Consider the following 20,303-nt stretch of genomic DNA (forward strand, 5'->3'; position numbering starts at 1 on the left):
CAGTAAAACTGTCATATTATTTACTGATTTTCTCCTTTCTGTGCCAGTATTGCATTTGAAATGTTCATTTTTTTAATGGCACAGGCTTTGATTAATCCCTTTCGGATTTAAAAATGATCTGTGAGTTTATTCGAAAAAAATAAGAACATTAAATAAATACTTAAAATGGGTAAAATTATTGGAATCGACTTAGGAACTACCAACTCTTGTGTATCTGTAATGGAAGGTAACGAGCCTGTAGTAATTCCTAACAGTGAAGGAAAAAGAACAACTCCATCAATTGTGGCATTTGTTGAAGGTGGCGAAAGAAAAGTAGGTGATCCTGCAAAACGCCAGGCAATCACAAATCCAGCTAAAACAATTTTCTCTATCAAGAGATTTATGGGTGAAACTTACGACAAGGTAGGTAAAGAAATCGGACGTGTTCCATATAAAGTAATTAAAGGTGATAACAACACTCCTCGTGTTGAGATCGATGATAGAAAATATTCTCCTCAAGAAATTTCGGCTATGACTCTTCAGAAAATGAAGAAAACTGCTGAAGATTATCTTGGACAGGAAGTAACTGAAGCTGTAATTACAGTTCCTGCTTACTTTAACGATGCACAACGCCAAGCTACCAAAGAAGCTGGCGAAATTGCAGGTTTAACTGTTAAGCGTATCATCAACGAACCAACAGCAGCTTCATTGGCATATGGTCTTGACAAGAAAGATCAGGATATGAAGATTGCAGTATTCGACCTTGGTGGTGGTACTTTTGATATCTCGGTTCTTGAATTGGGAGATGGCGTATTCGAAGTAAAATCTACTAACGGTGATACTCACCTTGGTGGTGATGATTTCGACCAGGTAATTATCGATTGGTTGGCTGATGAATTCAACAAAGAAGAGGGAATTGACTTGCGTCAGGATCCTATGGCTCTTCAGCGTTTGAAAGAAGCAGCTGAGAAAGCTAAAGTTGAGTTATCAAGCTCTACCAGCACCGAAATCAACTTGCCATACATCATGCCGGTGAACGGTATTCCAAAACACTTGGTTAAAACTCTTTCTCGTGCACAATTCGAGCAATTGGCTGATAGCTTAATTCAAGCTGTAATCGAACCATGTAGAGTTGCACTTAAAGATGCTGGGGTATCTGCTTCCGAAATTGATGAAGTAATCTTGGTAGGTGGTTCTACTCGTATCCCTGCTATTCAAAATAAAGTACAGGAATTCTTCGGTAAAGCTCCCTCGAAAGGTGTTAACCCTGATGAAGTGGTAGCTGTAGGTGCTGCAATTCAAGGTGGTGTTTTAACGGGTGAGGTAAAAGACGTTCTTCTTTTGGATGTTACTCCTCTTTCATTAGGTATTGAAACTATGGGTGGCGTAATGACTAAATTGATTGAAGCGAACACTACGATCCCAACCAAGAAAACTGAAACTTTTACAACTGCTGCCGACAATCAGCCTTCAGTAGAAATTCACATTCTGCAAGGTGAAAGACCAATGGCACAAGGAAACAAAACAATTGGTCGTTTCCACTTAGATAGCATTCCACCAGCACCACGTGGGGTACCACAAATCGAAGTAACTTTCGATATCGATGCCAATGGTATCTTAAATGTATCTGCTAAGGATAAAGGAACTGGTAAAGAGCAAAATATTCGTATCGAAGCATCATCTGGATTATCTGATGAAGAAATCAACAGAATGAGAGATGAAGCGAAAGCAAACGAAGAAGCTGATAACAAAGCAAAAGAAAGAATCGATACTTTAAACAAAGCGGACGGTATGATTTTCCAGACTGAAAAGCAGTTGAAAGAAATCGGTGATAAATTGCCAGCTGATAAAAAACAGCCAATCGAAGATGCTTTGAACAAATTGAAAGAAGCTCATAAAGCTCAGGATGTTGATGCTTGTAATGCTGCTATCGATGAGTTAAACACTGTATTCCAGGCTGCATCTCAGGAAATGTACAACGCTCAACAACAACAACAACAACAGCAAGGCGGTCAGCCAGGTCCTGATGCTGGTGCACAAGGAGGTCAAGCAGGCGGTAAGACTAAATCTGACGATGAAGTAACTGATGTTGACTTTGAAGAAGTGAAATAAAAAAGCTGATAGCTTATTCAATAAAATTAAAGGAGCTGCTCTGTATGAACAGCTCCTTTTTTATTCACTTAGGTGATACAGGCATAATCAAATCTTTAAGCGTTGCAATCCATTTTGGATGGTCGTTTAAACTTTCAACCAATACCAAGTCTTCACCACCATTTTCTTTAAACAGTTCGCCGTATTCCAAAGCAATTTCAATTGTAGTTTCAAGACAATCGGCAACAAAAGCTGGGCTAAAAACCATAAGTTTTTTTGCACCTTTTTGGGCTTGTTTAACCACAACCTTATCAGAAAAAGGTTCCAACCAGTTTTTGTCCAGTCTCGATTGAAAAGCAACCGTATATTTTTCTTTAGGGATATTTAGTTTTTCAGCCAACAATCTGCTGGTTTCGTAGCATGTTGCTTTATAGCAGAAATAATCCGTTTCTGGCCTGAATTGCTTATCGCAATCACATTCTTTGCAATTTTTTTGCGGATGTACTTTATTTACCTGCCTTAATGGCAAGCCATGATAGGAAAAGATAAAATGATCAAAAACATTTAAATCATGATGATTGGCATTGTCAACAATCGTATTTAAATATCCTTCATGATCGAAAAACTGATTGACCAATTTAATTTCAGGAATCACTTCCCACTTTCTGATCAGCTGCATGGCTTTTTCGAAAGTAGAACCAGTAGTTGATGAAGCATATTGCGGATACATGGGCAGAATAATCAATTGATCAGGCATGTCCAATCGGATCTTTTCCAAAACCTTCTTCATGGAAGGTTCCTGATAGCGCATTGCCAACTCCACTTTAAAATGACTGTCCAGCTCTTGCTGAAGCAGATTTTTTACTTTTTTGCCGTAGATCATCAATGGAGATCCATCTTTGGTCCACAATTGCTTGTAGATTTTCGATGATCCTTTTGCCCTAAACGGCACAATAATTAGGTTCACCAATATTTTACGCAGCAACCAAGGGATATCAATTACCCTTCGATCATTTAAAAACTCGAACAAATAGGTGCGAACATCAGAAACATTAGGACTTTTAGGTGTTCCTAAATTAAGGAGCAAAACGGTAGTTTTCTTTGGCATAACAAGTTTGTAATAGGCAAATAAATAAGGAAATGCATTCACATTTCCTTTCTGAAATTAATATTTTTTTTCGACTAATAATGAAACAAATCAAGCTGAGAATGGTTCGAGCCAGTTCAAGCCTTTTTTTAAGAGTTGTAAGCTTTCTGCCTCTTTCGATCCTTCTTGTACTTCGTATTGATAAGTCCATTTTACTTCGGGAGGCATACTCACCAATATCGATTCTGTTCTGCCAGCTGTATCCAAACCAAACTTGGTTCCTTTGTCCAAAACCAGGTTAAACTCTACATATCTTCCACGGCGATGCAACTGCCAGTCTTTTTCTTGTTTGCTGTATAATTTTGATGCATTGCTTTTCATGATCTTGCAATAGGTAGGAGCGAAGATTTCACCCACGTCCATTACAAAGGCAAACAGCTGTTCTTTAGTCATCCCGGAGGAATCGTTCAAATGATCGAAGAAAATGCCTCCTATACCACGCGTTTCGTTTCTGAATGGCAAATAGAAATATTCATCGGCCCAGGGCTTGAATTTGTTATAAAAATCGGGATGATGCCTGTCGCAAACTTCTTTCAATTTCAGATGAAAATCTTTGGCTTGATCTTTATCTACATAAATTGGGGTAAGATCTATTCCGCCACCAAACCAATAGCTCCCGTCGCTCAACTCAAAATAGCGAACATTCATATGTATGATAGGTACATGTGGATTTTCAGGGTGCATGATTAAGGAAACGCCAGTTGCAAAAAAATCTTGAGCATCAAGCTTTAACTTGCTCTTTATTTTTTCAGGCAGTTCTCCATGAACAGCAGAAAACTGAACTCCACCTTTTTCAATTATATTACCGTTTTTAATTACGCGACTTCTTCCACCACCACCAGCGTCTCGTTCCCAAATGTCTTCATGAAATTTTGCACCGGCATCGCAACTTTCCAATGCTTGGGTAATTTTGTCTTGTAATATTTTAAACTCTTCGGCTATGTATTCTTTTTGCATTATGCGTACCCTTTGTTTAATAAGATTTTGTTGCAGTCTTGTTGCTTTTCCGCTGAAACCGACTCAGCATTTTCTTCTCGAAATTCCAGAAGAAGCGGAATTGTCCGAGGAGGGTTCCCACAATCAAAAGTAAAAGCTGGTAAGTGGGTGTGATAATCAAAATGCTAAGAAAGATTCTCAGTAAAATATTGGTGTCGGTATCAATCGAGAAGTATTCAAATATCGGATTACGAACCAATACCGATAAGCTTCCGGTAATCGAGAATACAATTAGAATAACTACCAGTTGTAGATTTGAATTGATTTCCCATCGCTTTTTAAGTTTCTCAAACATCTATGTATATTATTTAGATTTATTTCAGATAAAGCAAATATAATATAAAATACCTTTAGGTCTGAAATAGGGCTAAGGAAATCTGTTTGATTTTATTGATTGCTTAATAGAGGAGAGTAGCAATTGAGGCATAAAAAAACCGCCTCAAATTGAGACGGTTTCTGTAAATATATTTTTGATTTGCTTACTTAGCAACTCTTTCAAGCCACTTAACCATTCCTAGCATTACAAACATTGAAAGGGCACAAGCCGCAACGAATACGAACCATGTTAACCACATTGGACTGCTCGTATATAAAAGACCACCAATAAATAGGAATAAGTTACCTATTGCAGTAGCAGCTAACCAAGCTCCTTGCATAATACCTTGCATATGAGGAGGAGCTACTTTAGATACAAAAGCAAGTCCCAATGGACTGATGAATAACTCTGCAATTGTCAAGATAAAATACAAACCAATCATCACCCATGGAGTTAATTTCATTGCATCTAAAGCCTCAGGACTCATACCAGCTAATTCAGCTTTTGTTGGTACTGCAAAAGAGAACACCATTAGGAAAACATATGCTAAAGCAGCAATACCCATACCGAAAGCGATCTTCTTTGGAGTAGAAAGGTTAAATCCTTTTTTATCTAAGAAACCAAAGAACCATACAATTAGAGGAGTCAACGCTACAACAAAAATTGGATTCACAGCAGCAAAAATTTCTGCACCAATAATTTGTGTAAATCCTAGATCAATTTCAATCGCACTTAAATCGATATAATCACGTGCAAAATAAGTTAAAGAATATCCGTTTTGGTGGAAAGCAAACCAGAAGAAAATTACAACTCCAAATACAGCAAATAAGGCAAAAATTCTTTGTCTCACTTCTTGAGCATCCATTTTTATCTCTTCTTTCGCTTCATCAGATTTTTCTACTTTTTTAGCTGAAACATCAGGGAATTTTGACTTATTAACAATATATATAATCAAAGAAACAACCATCATAATGATTGCCGCCATAAATGCATACTGGAAACCTTCACTAAATACATCAAGATAATTGTTTACAAAAGCTCCAAGATCAGTTACAGAAGTTCCGTCAGCGACAGACGCATTTGCATAAGTTGTTAACTGTTCTAATCTCTCTGCTGGCATAGCGCTTCCTTGAGCTACATATTCGTGGCACAATTCTGGTAAAGATGAGTTGTACAAGAAGTTATTTGCTTTCAACCACCAGTTTCTAACACCTACAGCAATAAAAGGGGCGAATAGTGCACCTACATTGATAAACATATAGAACAACTGGAAACCAGTTTCTCTTTTGTCCTTGAATTCGTCGTTGTCATACATTTGACCAACAAGAGCTTGTAGGTTACCTTTGAATAAACCATTACCAAATGCAATAACAAATAAACCTAAACACGTAATACCTAAATATAAAGTATAGTTAGGAACAGGTGTAGGTGTAGGGATAGCAATCATTACATAACCCAAAGCCATTACAATGATACCCGTTAGAATAGTTCCCTTGTAATTTTTAGTTTTGTCGGCTATAATACCACCAACCAATGCCAATAAATAAATAGAAGCATAAAAAATAGAATAAATAATTCCTGTAGTTACTTCTGATAGTCCGAATTTAGCAGAAATAAATAGCGTTAAGATTGCCATCATGATATAGAAGCCAAAACGCTCTCCCATATTAGCTAATGCAGCGGCAATAAGTCCTTTAGGATGTCCTTTAAACATAGATGTGTGTTTTAATTTATAATAGTTTCGTTTAAGTTATAAGAGTGACAAATATATAGAAAAAAACAGAAGTCCATAATGATTCGTAAGCGTTTCGCTCTTATTTAAAACGTTTTCGGAAGAAGACTCAGATTTCGAAAGTTTAGTATCTTTGATAGGAAACCCGATTTTGCTGTAGTTTTGAGTCTGTTATAGGGGTTTCATGATAGTCCGTTCATGTTAAAAATATGTTATAAAAAAGTAATTCGAATAAGTATGTACGCAAACAATATCAACAATTTTTTTACGTATAAATACAAACTGATTAACAAATGAAAATATTTCCTGTCCAAAAAATTGCCGAAATCGATACTTATACCATCGAACACGAACCCATAGAATCGATTGATTTAATGGAGCGTGCTTCAAAAGAGTTATTCAAGAGGATTTTAAAAAAATTTCCTGCTCCTGGGAATTGTAAAATATTTGTTGGTCCCGGCAATAATGGTGGCGATGGTTTGGCTTTAGCCCGAATGTTGGCAGAAAAGAACTATGCAGTGGAGGTGTTTATCGTTAAAGTTACGGATCAGCTTTCGAAGGATGCAGAGAAGAATTTACAGCGGTTAAAACTAGCAAAGAAAGTCGATATCTACGAGATGGTAAAGGTGGATGCTATGCCGTGGCTGTTTCCCGAAGACATTGTTATTGATGCCATCTTTGGTTCAGGCTTATCACGACCAATTGAAGGATTAGCATTTGAAGTGGTAAAAGCCATTAATGCAAGTGAGGCAAGTGTTGTTTCTGTTGATATTCCTTCGGGATTAATGGGAGAGGACAATTCTAAAAACAACTGCCACGGAATTATTAAGGCCAACTTCACCTTTAGCTTTGAGTTTCCAAAACTGGCATTTTTGTTCCCTGAAAATGCAAAATTTGTTGGAGAATGGGAAGTATTACCAATTGGTTTGCATGCCGATATCATTGAACAGGAACATACTCCTTACAAAATGCTTACTCGAAAGTTTGTGAAATCGCTATTAATGCCGCGAAAAAAGTTTGATCACAAAGGTACCTACGGACACGGTTTATTAATCAGCGGAAGCTACGGTAAAATGGGAGCAGCAATTTTGGCATCCAGGGCCGGATTAAGATCGGGCATAGGTCTACTTACTTCGCATATTCCCCGATTGGGATATGAAATTATGCAGACTGCAGTTCCCGAGGCGATGGTAAGTATCGATAGATCGGATATTATTTTTACCGAATACCCGGATTTAAGTCAATTCAAAGCAGTTGCTATTGGACCTGGTATCGATAAAAAACAGAATTCGTATCGGGCAATGATCGAATTACTAAACGAAATTAAGATTCCCATGGTGATTGATGCTGATGCGATTAATATTATTGGAGAGCATCCGGAATTAAAAAATGATTTGCCAATGGGAACGGTTTTTACACCACATCCCAAGGAGTTTGAACGAATGGTTGGAAAATCAAAGGATAGTTTTACTAGAAATACAATGCAGCGAGAGTTTGCAAAAGAACATGGGGTTACTCTGGTTCTAAAAGGAGCTTATACGGCGATTGCATGTCCCGAGGGTAGTGTGTATTTTAATCCAACAGGAAATCCAGGCATGGCAACTGCCGGAAGTGGGGATGTGCTTACCGGAATAATATTATCTTTGCTTTCGCAAGGATATTCTTCGAAACTTGCAACAATAATTGGAGTTTACCTTCATGGTTTGGCAGGAGATTTGGCAGCCAAAAAAATAGGTCAGGAAGCTTTAACTGCCGGTGATATTATTAATTACCTGCCAAAGGCATGGTTAACACTTAAAAAATAAGGAATTGTAGAGACCTTGCATTTTAGGTAAATGCAAAGACTTGGCTTATTGCGTCTCTACCAAAATAGAAATAAAATGAACAGAAACATTTTTAAACTACTAGTAGCAATTTTGATTGTTGGTGGAACAATTGGAAACCTAAGCGCACAAAAACGCAGAACTCTTGAAACGCCAAATACGGTAATTTATGCCTTACCTCAAACGGTTTTAAAAGTAGATGTGGTGGCTGAAAAGACAATTATGAAACGTGGACCTTTTGCTGATTATGCAAAAAAATATCTTGGGATTTCGGATGTTGTAAATAGCGATGGGGTGGAGTGGAAATTAAAGTCGATAGAATTGAATGGAATTGGAGAGGTGGATCCTGAACAGTTTCATAAAATTACTACCTCCGTAGATTATGAGCCAAGTTTAATTGCACTTACTCCGGAAGGCTTAATACGAGGGTTTAATCTTAAAAAATCAGCATCAGTAAATGTGGAAAAAGAGGTGATGAAATTGTCATCCGAAGAGATCAAGATGGAGTATGGTAAATTTTCTATCGATCCGATCATAAAATATCGGGAAGATACCACCTATAAAGTGGTTGAAACAGATACGGCTTTTATTAAAGTTCCGGTTTTGGAGAAGCAAGCTCTTACCAAATCGTTGGAAGAAAAAGCCGAAGAGGCTGCTCATCAAATTTTCAAATTAAGAAAACGAAGATTTAAAATTCTAAGCTCAAACTTTGAAGTTCTTCCTCCTGATGGAAAAGCCTATGAAATATTGGTGAAAGAATTGGCAAAATTAGAGGAAGAGTACATCTCTATGTTTGTTGGTAAAAAAGTTAGTATTCAGAAATCATATCAGTTTTCATACTCGCCAAAACAAGGTGAAAATGGAGGAGTGATTTTTAGGATGTCGCCTCAGATGGGACCTGTAGAGGTAAATAATTTAGGTGGACGTCCGGTTCGTGTAGATTTTAAAAACTTGAATGTTACCAACCAATTGGCCATTTTACCAACAGCAGGAGTAAATCCGCAATCATTAATTTTTTATAGAGTTCCTGGAGTGGCAGATGTTACCCTCTCAAACGGAAAGAGCGTCTTGTTAAAGAAACGCATGGCAATTGCTCAATTTGGGAAAATTGCCAAAATGCCAGCCGAAGTTCTCTTAAATGAGGATTACAGTATTGAGTATTATCCTGAACTAGGATCTATAAAGGAGGTAACAAAGTAATTTCAGTTATCGGTGAACAATGAACAGTTTGGAATTGAATTTTTGTTCGAATGATCGATAAGAATTTCCAAAACTCAAAACCCAAACTCCAATTAAGGAGTTTGGGTTTTGATGTTTAAATAGTTTCTTAAAAATTCTTAATTCCTTTTCACTTTTACAATAAGTCTTTCTGCCTTAATCAAAAAATACTACCTTTAGTGCTCTTAAATAATAAACACAATTTAACGGAGGAAATATATTATGAGCAAAGAGATTTTAAGCCTCGAGCCTAAAGCAATCTGGGAAAATTTTTATTCACTAACTCAGATCCCGCGCCCATCAAAGCACGAAGATGCTATTCAGGATTTTATAATGAAATTTGGTCAAGATTTAGGTCTTGAAACCATTAAGGATGCAGTAGGTAATATTATTATCAAAAAGCCTGCAACACCAGGTTACGAAGATCGCCAAGGCGTTATATTGCAAGGCCACTTGGATATGGTACCACAAAAAAATGCAGATACAGTTCATGATTTTGAAAAAGATCCGATTACTGCAGTTATTGAAGGCGAATGGGTTACTGCTGATGGTACTACTTTAGGTGCGGATAACGGTATGGGTGTTGCTGCGGCAATGGCTGTTTTACAGGCTAAAGATATTGAACATGGTCCGGTTGAAGCTTTGTTTACTGCTGACGAGGAAACAGGAATGACTGGTGCTTTTGGTCTTCAGAATGACGTTTTAGATGGGGATATCCTTTTGAACATGGACTCTGAAGATGAAGGTGAATTGTACGTTGGTTGTGCTGGAGGTATCGATGCAAATGTAAGCATGAAGTACAAAGAAGAGAAGTTAGACAAAGGAAACCGTGCTTACAAACTATACATGAAAGGCTTGAAGGGAGGCCACTCAGGAATGGAAATTATTTTGGGTCGTGGTAACTCAAACAAGTTATTGTTCCGCTTTATGAAGTATGCAACCAAAAACTTTAAGTTGAAGTTGGCTTCTGTTGATGGTGGTTCTCTTCGTAATGCAATTCCACGTGAATCTTTTGCAGTGGTTGCTGTACCCGAAAAATACGAAGAAAAATTCTTAGCTGCTATTTCAGAATTCGAAGCCATTTACAAAGCAGAATTATCAGTAGTTGAGCCAGATTTAGTGTTCTTTGCTGAAGCAACTGATGTTCCTAAAAGAGTATTCAAAAAGAAATATCAGAAGAATTTAATCAATGCAATTTATGCTTGTCCTAATGGTGTAATCCGCATGAGCGATGATATGCCAGGATTGGTTGAAACTTCTTTGAATCTTGCACGTGTTTTCAGTGAGAATGGTGTAATCACAATTCAAGCTTTAATTCGTTCATCAGTAAATTCGGCGAAAGAAGATTTAGCCCAAATGGTGTCTTCAACTTTCGAATTGGCAGGAGGTAAAGTAAACTTAGATGGTGAATATCCAGGATGGAAACCAAACATGGATTCTCCAATTTTAAAAACCATGCAGAAAGTTTATAACGATAAGTATGGTAAAGTGCCAGAGATTAAAGCAATTCATGCTGGTTTAGAGTGTGGTTTGTTAGGTGCTGTTTATCCAAAGTGGGATATGATCTCATTCGGTCCAACTATCCGCTTTCCTCACTCACCAGATGAGCAAGTGAAAATTGATTCTGTTACTAAATTCTATGATTTCTTAATTGAAACTTTAAAGAATGTTCCGGGAAAAGAAGAGGTAGAAGCATAATTAATGCGACTAGATAAGGAAGGGGGCGTACATTGTACGTCCTTTTTTTGTGAAAAATACCTATTAATGAGGATTGTTCATAAAGGAACATTGTTCTTTATCTGTATTAGATTTTTAGTTTATGCAGGTTCAAAAAGATAATATCAGATCGAAAATATTGAAAATAGCTGAAGAAGAATTCCTTAAAAAGGGATTTAAGAGCGTTTCTATGCGAGAGATTTCTGCCAAGTCTGATGTAGGACTTAGTAATATTTATAATTACTTCAGGAATAAGAATGAAATACTCGAAGAGGTTTTAGCTCCATTATTAGCTGCGTTTAATCAGTTGTTAGAAGATCATAATCAGTCTAAATATATAGATAAAGATATTTTTACTTCAGAGGAATATCAACTTGAACATGCCGAAACATTTGTACAACTAATATTGAAGTTTAAAAAGGAACTTAAATTACTTCTGTTTCATGCACATGGCTCTTCATATGAAAATTTTTGGGATGAATTTACTGACAGACATACAGAGACTGGTTTCAAGTATATTCAAAAAATGAAAGAAAAATACCCGCAGGTAAATACAAATTTCTCGTAGTTTTTTATTCATATGATGAGTTCATCGTGGTTAACAATTATTGGAGAGATTGTATCTCACGATCTTACTCGTGAAGAAATGGAGCATTTCTTTACTGATTATGTGGTGTTTGGGACAGCAGGATGGAAGAAACTATTGAATATGTAATATTTTTTTGAATAAACATGAACATCGTTCTTTTTTGAACTTGAAATAGGTCTACAACAATTTATTGGATTCGGCTTATTAGTAATTAAATTCATAAAACTCATATTGTATGATTAATACATTAAAATAATTACAAGCATTAATGGGTAATCGAAAAGTTCTTTTCCCCACTTCACTAATATTATCCGGACTAAGTTCCATCGTAGGAATGCTACCTTTTGTTTTTGTATGGCTTATTGTGGGAAACCTACTGAATAAAGACTTTACTCATGCATTTGAAAGTATAAATTACTATGCTATGTGGGCGTTTGGAACTGCAGTTGGGGGTGTTTTACTTTATTTTGTTGCGCTTACTTTATCGCATTTAGCAGCTTTTCGTGTGGAAACCAACATGAGACGTGAGTCGATGAAAAAAATAATTCGTATGCCATTGGGATTTTTCGATGAAAACACGAGTGGACGGATTAGAAAAATTATCGATGAGAATGTTAGTATTACACATGGCTTTCTAGCTCATCAAGTACCTGATTTAGCCGCTACAATACTTATGCCTTTGATTGCAACGGTTTTAATCTTTGTATTTGATTGGAGATTAGGCTTGGCATGTTTGATACCGGTTATTTTTTCTTTAGGAATTATAATTTCAATGATGGGAGGTAAGGGGCAGAAATTTATGCAAGAGTATATGAATTCCCTTGAAAAAATGAACACGGAAGCTGTTGAATATGTGAGAGGTATTCCAGTTGTCAAAATTTTTCAGCAAACCGTTTATTCTTTTAAGAATTTTCACAGTAGTATATTAAGTTATAGAAATATGGTAATAGAGTATACCAGATTATGGGAAAAACCAATGTCCTTTTATGTAGTTATTATTCATGGATTTGCATATATCCTAAAATCCGCAAGTAGATAAAGTAAAGCAAATTTTTGAATTTTATTTCATAAATAATAATCCTGATAAGATAAATAGCAAGTCAAAAATTCATTATTAGCATGCAATGAACCAATGCTCATGTGGCGGACTAGTCCTGAGGTAAAAAGATAATAATCAGTTCTCCAAAAGAATAACTGTTATTTAAGTGCCAATAAATAAGAAAATCAACATACTGTCAGGAAATACTATGTCTTGAAAGCTATCTTTCCATATACTTTCAGATATTTGTACCTGGCATGGCTGATCCATTTAGCTGGAATGCAAATAAATCGAAAAATAAATTTCTTGATTCTAAAATTTGATTTCAGATTTTGATAACGAGATGAGAATTTTTGAATAATATAATCATATAAATTTCTACACATTGCAGTAAGTATCAGAAAAACTGTGTTTTGTTCAAGTTTAGAGAATGGTAAGTGTCTCCATCCAAAATCATTCTTTAATACATCAAACTCTCTTTCGATAGTACCTCTTTGATTATAAAAGAAGACAATTTCATCATCAGTTTTTTCAAAATCAGAAGTCATTATACAACTATAAACACATGCTTCATTGGTGAATACATTTAACTGTCCATCCAGATTATTTTCTTTGGTAACAACAATTCTATACTCTTTAAGTAATCCTTTTTGCTTTTGATTTTGTGCCGCTCTTTTGAAAGGAGTAAATTTAGATGATCCACGAAATAGTGTTCTGCCATCTTTGGTTTTTATTTCCTTCCAATTATTCACCTTATTAATAGCTTGATAAATACTAGGTCGCATTTTTATACGAACGTAAAACTTATTGACATACCTGTTTACCGTATTTATAATGTCAAATTTATAAGAACCACTATCAGCTCTGAATGCATCAATTGAAATACCTTCTTGTCTTAGATTTTCAAACATTGTTTCCAATGTCTTTTCTTGCAAGGCATAGGCAACACTATTGCCATTTCTATTTTGAATGCCTACAATGTCACTACCAATAATCCCAACACCCGGACAGTAACCATATTCTCTTTTATAGGTCATTTTCGCATCAGCTTTACCTGTAAAAATAATTGTGTTATCATAGTCAAGTATCAAATCCCTTTTAAGATATTTTTCTGGGTTTAACCTTTTTAGCAATTTAATATTCAAAATATCCAGCATGGGATTTTCACTAAATTCATTTATTGATTCTCCACGTTTTGTTTTACATACATATTTAGCTTCTGAGAGTTCTTTAAATCGACTAAGTAATCTATCTGGACTAGGGGCTTTTAGATACGGGCTATCTGTTAGAAAACCTCTAAAGTTTTCTCCCAAATCCTCAATGCAACTTCCTCCGCAAAAGTAAACAGACCAGAAGGAAAAGATCAGATCTTTCCATGAGTAATGACTATTGCTGGAAAGTTTAGGTAGGCAGGTGTATAATAGTTGATCAATTTTAAGATTTTCAAATTCTTCAAGTACAAAATTTAAACCACCAAAAGGCGATAAATGAGAACTTTGTTGTATTTTCATAGTGCGAGGTTTTATCACCAATTTAGGTGAAAAAATCAAAGTTGTAAAGCTTTGAAATATTAAGCTTTACAACTTTTTTACACTTTTACATGCGGATTTTAGGATATATACTCGTACCCACTGCAGTTTCTCTTATAAATACTTCGGCGTCTGCAAGCTCTATTATTTCTAACTTGTTCTTTTACATTTTAATTACCCCTGTTTTTGGGCAGAGCATAATGAGAAGTATGTATCTTCAGCAAGCACTCGGACAGGCGAAAGAAGCGGTCTGCAGGCTTCAGGACTTAACAAATGTTGAACAACTTCCGGTTAAAAAGACTTCCCAAAAGATAAGAGGAAATAGCATAAGTTTTAAAAATGTAGTATTTAAATATCCAGATGCTAATAAAAATGCCGTTGATGGTTTGAGTTTTACTGTTCCTGAAGGAAAAACAGTGGCAATGGTTGGAGTTTCAGGTGGTGGCAAAACAAGTATTGCACGTTTAATTCCAAGATTCTGGGATGTCGATAAAGGACAAATCTGTATAGGTGGTATGGATGTTAAAGATATTTATCCTCAAGTTTTAATGAAACAAGTATCATTTGTGTTTCAAAATACTAAGCTTTTTAAAGCAAGTATTCTACAGAATATTAAATTAGGTAATCCTAAGGCAAAACAAGAGGAAGTTGAAAGGCTATTGGATTTAACAAGATCTCGTGAAATTATTAATAAGCTCCCTAATGGATTAAACACAAAGATAGGAGTTGATGGAACTTATCTGTCAGGAGGAGAACAACAACGAATTTCATTGGTAAGAGCAATCTTAAAAAATGCACCGATTGTATTACTTGATGAGGCTACAGCTTTTACAGATCCGGAAAATGAACATCTAGTACAAGAAGCTTTGAAGTTATTATGCAAGAATAAAACTGTTTTAATGATTGCACATCGCTTAACAGGCGTTCAAGATGTTGATGAGATACTTGTGATTGATAAAGGAAAAATTGTTGAACAAGGTTCACATCAGGAACTGTTGAATAAAAATGAGATTTACGCTAGTATGTGGAAAGAATATCAGCGCTCAGCGCAATGGACAATAGGAAAGGAGGCTCAGTATGTATAGATTTTTAGAAGAACGACTTGCTCTATCAGTTCAGGGAGCTAAGGATTTTACAAAAGGAGTATTTTTTACAACACTCCTAAATATGGCATTAATGTTACCGGCTATTTATGTATTCATGTTTTTGGAAGATTTTCTTCGGCCAATAATTGATCCTTCCGGAATACATCCTAAAGGATTATTTTGGTATTATATTTTAATTGGGATTTCATTTATGCTTGTAAGCTGGTTTATTGCTTTACTTCAATACAGAAGTAATTACACTAAGGTGTACGATGAAAGTGCCAATAGAAGAATTTCTCTTGCTGAAAAGTTAAGAACATTGCCACTGGCATTTTTTGGTGAAAAAAATCTGTCTGATTTAACTTCTACAATAATGGAAGATAGTACAGAATTAGAACATACTTTTTCTCATGCTGTGCCTCAGTTATTTGCATCATTTATTAGTTTGGGATTAATTGCCTTAGGCTTGTTTATCTATAACTGGCAATTGTCTTTGGCATTATTTTGGGTAGTTCCGTTTGCCTTTTTTATAATTCTATTATCAAAAAAGATTCTTCATAAAGAAAATCAAAAACACTATCTCAAAAAAAGAGACGTGACAGAACATATACAGGAGGGTATAGATACCATACAAGAGATAAAATCTTATAGTTTGGAAGATGCTTATTTGTATAAATTAAACCTAAAGCTAGAAGCTTATGAGAAACAATTAATGCATGGAGAACTTATTGCAGGTGCAATGGTAAATGGTTCTCATGCTTTTTTGAAATTAGGAATGGCTAGTGTGATAATTGTTGGAGCTGAGATACTTGTATCAGGAACTCTTGATGTTTTCACCTATTTGATATTCTTAATAGTAGCTTCTCGGATATTCGATCCTATTAACGAGGTGTTTAATAATATAACAGCACTTTATTACCTGGATATTCGCATCAATCGAATGAAGGAAATGAATTCTTTACCCATTCAAAATGGAAATTCAGAGTTTATCCCTGTGAATTATGATATTGCTTTTGAAAATGTTGATTTTTCGTATGAAAAAGGAAAACAAACCCTTAAGAATGTTTCGTTTATAGCTAAACAAGGAGAGATTACTGCACTCATAGGACCATCGGGTGGAGGGAAAAGTACTGTTGCTAAATTAGCAGCGCGATTCTGGGATATAAATTCAGGAAAAATTTATTTGGGAGGAAAGGACATTAGCAGGGTTGATCCGGAAGTATTATTACAGTACTATTCAGTAGTTTTTCAGGATGTGGTTTTATTTAACACTACAATTGAAGACAATATTCGGGTTGGGAAGCGCAATGCATCTGAAGAGGAAATTAAGCGTGTAGCCCAATTGGCACAATGTGATGATTTTATAAGTAAGATGCCAGATGGTTACAAAACAATTATTGGTGAAAATGGAGAAACTCTTTCAGGAGGAGAGCGCCAACGAATTTCAATTGCTCGTGCATTACTAAAGAATGCCCCAATTGTTCTTCTTGATGAGGCTACGGCATCTTTAGACGTTGAAAATGAAACAAAAATCCAATCAGGTATATCTGCATTAATAAAAAATAAAACGGTAATTATAATTGCTCATAGGATGAGAACAATTGCCAACGCAGATCAAATTGTTGTTCTAGAGAATGGTGGAGTTGTAGAAAGAGGCGATCCGGAATTTTTAAAAATGAAGCATGGCGTTTTTGCTAAAATGTTAGAAAAACAATTGAATTAAAGAAGGACAAAGAATGAGACTTGTTTCATGTTTGTAATGGAATGATATCATGGATGGAATATAACGATTGCTCTTCGAAGTGAGAAAAATTACTTAGGTGAAATTTATTTTTATGCTGTGATTCATGTTCTGAACCTTTTCAATAACAAGAATATCACCACGTAAAAAAGACTTCCAACTCCACTGGCTACAACTAAGGAACCAAGGGCAAACTGCAAGTAGTTTTCACCTAAAGTTTTTAAATTCATTAAATCAGGAACTTCAGTTTGAAAATGACCAGTCAAGATGAAAGCTCCGGATTGATAGCCTGCAATAAGAATTAAAGGAATTAGTGGCGGAATGCTACTAATATTTACCGTTACTAAAACCAGAACTTTGTTAAGGCGCAGCAGTATTGCTAAAGAAATTGCCAATGCCGTTTGAAACCCCCAGGTTGGGGAAAATGCTATGAACGCACCCAATGCAAGCGAAAGAGCAATTACCGAGTTAGAATTATTGGCGGCTGTAATTTCCGTAACAATTGCTTTCTTAATTCTTGAAGGTCTAAATTTTTCTATATATGCCTGATAATTCATATTTGCCCAGATCTCTTTGCAAAGAAACAAACCGGAAATAAAAATGTTCGAATTGTATTCCGATTTACAAAAAATAAGATTCCTTTAGTTTATACAATCATTAAGAGTATCTTAATTATCAATTGTTTGTTGTTCGCTGTTCATCGTGCTAATCCATGTGCCATCTGTCGAAAGATATTTTCTCATTAAGTTGGCTGTCATGCAGGAGTGTACGGGCAGAATGCCGATAATATCACCAATGGTAAATTCATCGAAAAGAATATCGCTACAGCGGATAATGCCATGTTCTTGCGAAAGTTCTGCTAAAAAACCTCCTCCAAGAATTTCGCTCCATCCATTTTCTGTTATTCGGACCAAACTGCCAAAAAGCTTTGTTCCATCCTGGTCGGCTTCGATAAATTCTTTTGAGAAATGAATACCTCCACCATGAATGACCAACTCCTTGCGATCGATATTTCTGGCAATAACAGGGCATGCCATTGCAACAGCAATTTCATTTTCTTCGCAGGAACCCAAAACGTATTGCATGATGTCATAGAACACAAAGTTACCTGGCCGAAGTTCATCAATGCCATAAAACTCTTTGCTAATGCTGCATGCTGGAGTATCACCAAGAGAAACCTGGATATTTGGAATTTCATTTCGGAATACATCCTTAAGTTCATTCAAGCTGAGCAAAGTCTTGCTATGGTTATTGTGAATTTCGTTTTGATCTTTAGCTTTGTAATTGTGACCGTTATGAGTAAGAAAACCTTTACATCGTAATTGCTCAGCTTCCTTCATTAAATCAGTTAAGATTTTAATGGAACCTATGGCCTCTGATGGAATTCCACATCGGTGGTAACCCACATCTATTTTTATAAAAATGCCTACTGAGTGTTGCAGTTCAGATTCCAGGTAAAGAATACTCTCTCTCGATTCCAGAACAAGATTTAAGTGGATCTTCGAAGCCAACTCATTAATCAAATCAATTTCACGAACATTTATAGGAATGGCTATCGTTATATCCTCCCAGCCATGATCTGCAAAATACTTTGCCATTTCAACGGATGAAACCGCAATGCAATCAACACCCCTTTCTTTAAACCAATTTCCCACCTCGACAGATTGATGCGTTTTAAAATGAGGACGCAATCGAGCATTGGCTTTCTGTGCCCTTGTAATCATAGCTTCTATATTGCTGATGCATTTTTGTTTGTCAAGAAGTAAGCTTGGGCGTATAATTTGATTATTAAGTGTTTTCACGTGTATACTTAATTTTGGCTTTAACTTGCGATCTATTTTATTCTCTCTCTAATATCTTTCAACATATTGTCTCTCAGTTCAAGCAAGTTTTTAGATATTCCTACCTTGTAAATATGTGGGCTGATAAAACGCTTGTGCTCATCGGGCAGCTGATTGAATCTTTGTTGTAAATATTGATTGATCTCTTTGGGGGATTTATTATCGATTAAAATTTTACCATTTTCCATTACTTTTTCAGTTAATTCCTCGGCTCTACAGTTCGAAATAAGGGTGTTTTTGTCTTTATGGAATGGGTGGTAAATCTTATCTGTATTCTCTTCTTCAGCAGTTAAAATTCCATCACGAAAAAACATCCCATCCTTATCAAAATAACGAATCAACTTTTTGCGCCCCGGCATAGTAATCTTTTCAACATTCTCTGATATTTTCAATCGAGGATTTCCATTGTTCTCAACCAATTTATAAACACCATCTAAAGCTCCGGTATCTTTGCCAGTTACCAATTCGGTTCCGATACCATATCCATCAATTTTTGCTCCCTGTTCGTTCAAACTTTTAATCACGTATTCGTTTAACTGATTTGAAGCAAAAATCTGAACATACTCCAAGCCCTCATCATCAAGCATTTTCCTGGCTTTTTTGCTTAAGTAAGCCAAATCGCCACTGTCTAAGCGAATGCCAACAAGTTTGAAGTCCTTTGCTTCCAATTCTTTGGCAATAGTAATGGCATTTGGAACCCCCGATTTTAGCGTATTGTAAGTGTCAACCAAAAGCACTGTGCTTGTTGGGTTGATCTCAGCATATTTTCTGAAAGCTTCCAATTCATCCTCAAAACTTTGTACCCATGCATGAGCTTGAGTTCCGGTAACGGGTATATTGTAATTAAAACCACTATACACATTCGATGTAGTATCGGCTCCGCCTATGGCTGCGGCGCGAGAAGCATGCACTCCTCCTAAGCCTTGAGCTCTTCTTAAACCAAAATCAGCGAAAGCTTTCTCGCCAATTACATTTCTGATACGACATGCTTTGGTTGCAATAAGGGATTGAAAGTTCAGATAGTTCAAAAGAAGCGTTTCGATTAACTGAGCCTCGATGATGTTTCCTTCCACACGCACAATAGGTTCGTTTGGGAAAACAATTTCGCCTTCGCGAACACTGTAAATTGTTGCTGTAAACTTAAAATCATTTAAATAATCCAAAAATTCCTTACGCAGGCCAGCCTTTCTTAAAAATTCTATGTTTTTACTGTCATACTTAAAGTTTTGCAAGATTTTTAAAAGATCATAGAGACCTGCAAAAATAAGGTATCCGCCTTTATATGGATTAGTACGATAGTAGTAATCGAATACTGTTTGTTCATGTTCTTTACCGCTTAAATAATAGCCTTGAGCCATGGTTAGCTCATAAAAATCAGTATATAAACCTGCATTTTCCGTTAATGTATTCATCGAATTTATTTAAAAATAATCACCTCAAATATAGGGATTATCTGTCTTA

17 protein-coding genes are annotated in these 20,303 nt (G+C 35.9%); 9 read left to right on the forward strand and 8 right to left on the reverse strand.

Features of this window, described 5'->3' with window-relative positions; all coding sequences use genetic code 11:
* The first annotated feature begins 165 nt into the window (after positions 1–165).
* The gene (gene dnaK / locus ACO05S_RS12635) at positions 166–2,091 is read left to right on the forward strand and encodes a molecular chaperone DnaK (RefSeq protein WP_421918367.1); all 1,926 of its coding nucleotides are present in this window, start codon (positions 166–168) and stop codon (positions 2,089–2,091) included.
* Positions 2,092–2,155: 64 nt separating this feature from the next.
* On the opposite strand, the gene hemH is transcribed toward dnaK, so the two are convergent.
* The 4 genes from hemH to ACO05S_RS12655 form a co-directional block, all read right to left on the reverse strand.
* Positions 2,156–3,178 (reverse strand): ferrochelatase, encoded by a 1,023-nt coding sequence (gene hemH, locus ACO05S_RS12640; RefSeq protein ID WP_421918368.1) that lies wholly within the window; start codon positions 3,176–3,178, stop codon positions 2,156–2,158.
* A 90-nt stretch (positions 3,179–3,268) separates the two neighbouring features.
* A complete protein-coding gene (gene hemF / locus ACO05S_RS12645; protein ID WP_421918369.1) occupies positions 3,269–4,174 on the reverse strand; it encodes an oxygen-dependent coproporphyrinogen oxidase in 906 nt (301 codons plus the stop codon).
* Between the two features lie 16 nt (positions 4,175–4,190).
* Entirely contained in the window at positions 4,191–4,508 is a 318-nt protein-coding gene (locus ACO05S_RS12650) for a DUF6787 family protein (protein ID WP_421918370.1), read from the reverse strand.
* Between the two features lie 184 nt (positions 4,509–4,692).
* Positions 4,693–6,243 carry a peptide MFS transporter gene (locus tag ACO05S_RS12655; protein WP_421918371.1) on the reverse strand — a complete coding sequence of 517 codons (1,551 nt, stop codon included), beginning with the start codon at positions 6,241–6,243 and terminating at the stop codon, positions 4,693–4,695.
* A gap of 311 nt (positions 6,244–6,554) precedes the next feature.
* Between ACO05S_RS12655 and ACO05S_RS12660 the strand changes: the two genes are divergently transcribed.
* From ACO05S_RS12660 to ACO05S_RS12685, 6 genes are all read left to right on the forward strand, one after another.
* Complete coding sequence (locus ACO05S_RS12660) at positions 6,555–8,066, forward strand: NAD(P)H-hydrate dehydratase (RefSeq protein WP_421918372.1); 1,512 nt, start codon at positions 6,555–6,557, stop codon at positions 8,064–8,066.
* 75 nt (positions 8,067–8,141) lie between these two features.
* A complete protein-coding gene (locus tag ACO05S_RS12665) occupies positions 8,142–9,284 on the forward strand; it encodes a DUF4831 family protein (RefSeq protein ID WP_421918373.1) in 1,143 nt (380 codons plus the stop codon).
* A gap of 240 nt (positions 9,285–9,524) precedes the next feature.
* Positions 9,525–11,000 carry an aminoacyl-histidine dipeptidase gene (locus ACO05S_RS12670; protein ID WP_421918374.1) on the forward strand — a complete coding sequence of 492 codons (1,476 nt, stop codon included), beginning with the start codon at positions 9,525–9,527 and terminating at the stop codon, positions 10,998–11,000.
* Positions 11,001–11,121: 121 nt separating this feature from the next.
* Positions 11,122–11,586 carry a TetR/AcrR family transcriptional regulator gene (locus ACO05S_RS12675; protein WP_421918375.1) on the forward strand — a complete coding sequence of 155 codons (465 nt, stop codon included), beginning with the start codon at positions 11,122–11,124 and terminating at the stop codon, positions 11,584–11,586.
* 12 nt (positions 11,587–11,598) lie between these two features.
* Positions 11,599–11,733 carry a hypothetical protein gene (locus tag ACO05S_RS12680; protein WP_421918376.1) on the forward strand — a complete coding sequence of 45 codons (135 nt, stop codon included), beginning with the start codon at positions 11,599–11,601 and terminating at the stop codon, positions 11,731–11,733.
* A gap of 142 nt (positions 11,734–11,875) precedes the next feature.
* Positions 11,876–12,646, forward strand: coding sequence for an ABC transporter transmembrane domain-containing protein (locus tag ACO05S_RS12685; protein ID WP_421918377.1), 771 nt, complete (start codon positions 11,876–11,878; stop codon positions 12,644–12,646).
* Between the two features lie 206 nt (positions 12,647–12,852).
* Here the strand turns inward: ACO05S_RS12685 and ACO05S_RS12690 are convergent, their stop codons facing one another.
* Positions 12,853–14,157 carry an IS1380 family transposase gene (locus ACO05S_RS12690; protein ID WP_421918378.1) on the reverse strand — a complete coding sequence of 435 codons (1,305 nt, stop codon included), beginning with the start codon at positions 14,155–14,157 and terminating at the stop codon, positions 12,853–12,855.
* 89 nt (positions 14,158–14,246) lie between these two features.
* Between ACO05S_RS12690 and ACO05S_RS12695 the strand changes: the two genes are divergently transcribed.
* Entirely contained in the window at positions 14,247–15,260 is a 1,014-nt protein-coding gene (locus ACO05S_RS12695) for an ABC transporter ATP-binding protein (RefSeq protein WP_421918379.1), read from the forward strand.
* On the forward strand, positions 15,253–16,983 hold the full coding sequence (locus tag ACO05S_RS12700; protein WP_421918380.1) for an ABC transporter ATP-binding protein: 1,731 nt from the start codon (positions 15,253–15,255) through the stop codon (positions 16,981–16,983). The genes ACO05S_RS12695 and ACO05S_RS12700 overlap by 8 nt, the downstream gene beginning before the upstream one ends.
* A gap of 122 nt (positions 16,984–17,105) precedes the next feature.
* Here ACO05S_RS12700 and ACO05S_RS12705 read toward each other — a convergent pair whose 3' ends face one another.
* The 3 genes from ACO05S_RS12705 to ACO05S_RS12715 all read right to left on the reverse strand — a co-directional run bounded on the left by ACO05S_RS12705 (position 17,106) and on the right by ACO05S_RS12715 (position 20,254).
* Positions 17,106–17,558 carry a DUF2062 domain-containing protein gene (locus ACO05S_RS12705; RefSeq protein ID WP_421918381.1) on the reverse strand — a complete coding sequence of 151 codons (453 nt, stop codon included), beginning with the start codon at positions 17,556–17,558 and terminating at the stop codon, positions 17,106–17,108.
* A gap of 111 nt (positions 17,559–17,669) precedes the next feature.
* Positions 17,670–18,803 (reverse strand): alanine racemase, encoded by a 1,134-nt coding sequence (locus ACO05S_RS12710; protein ID WP_421918382.1) that lies wholly within the window; start codon positions 18,801–18,803, stop codon positions 17,670–17,672.
* A 32-nt stretch (positions 18,804–18,835) separates the two neighbouring features.
* On the reverse strand, positions 18,836–20,254 hold the full coding sequence (locus tag ACO05S_RS12715) for a nicotinate phosphoribosyltransferase (protein WP_421918383.1): 1,419 nt from the start codon (positions 20,252–20,254) through the stop codon (positions 18,836–18,838).
* Positions 20,255–20,303 lie beyond the last annotated feature (49 nt).

It is taken from the genome of Marinifilum sp., assembly GCF_965230805.1.
GTDB lineage: Bacteria > Bacteroidota > Bacteroidia > Bacteroidales > Marinifilaceae > Marinifilum.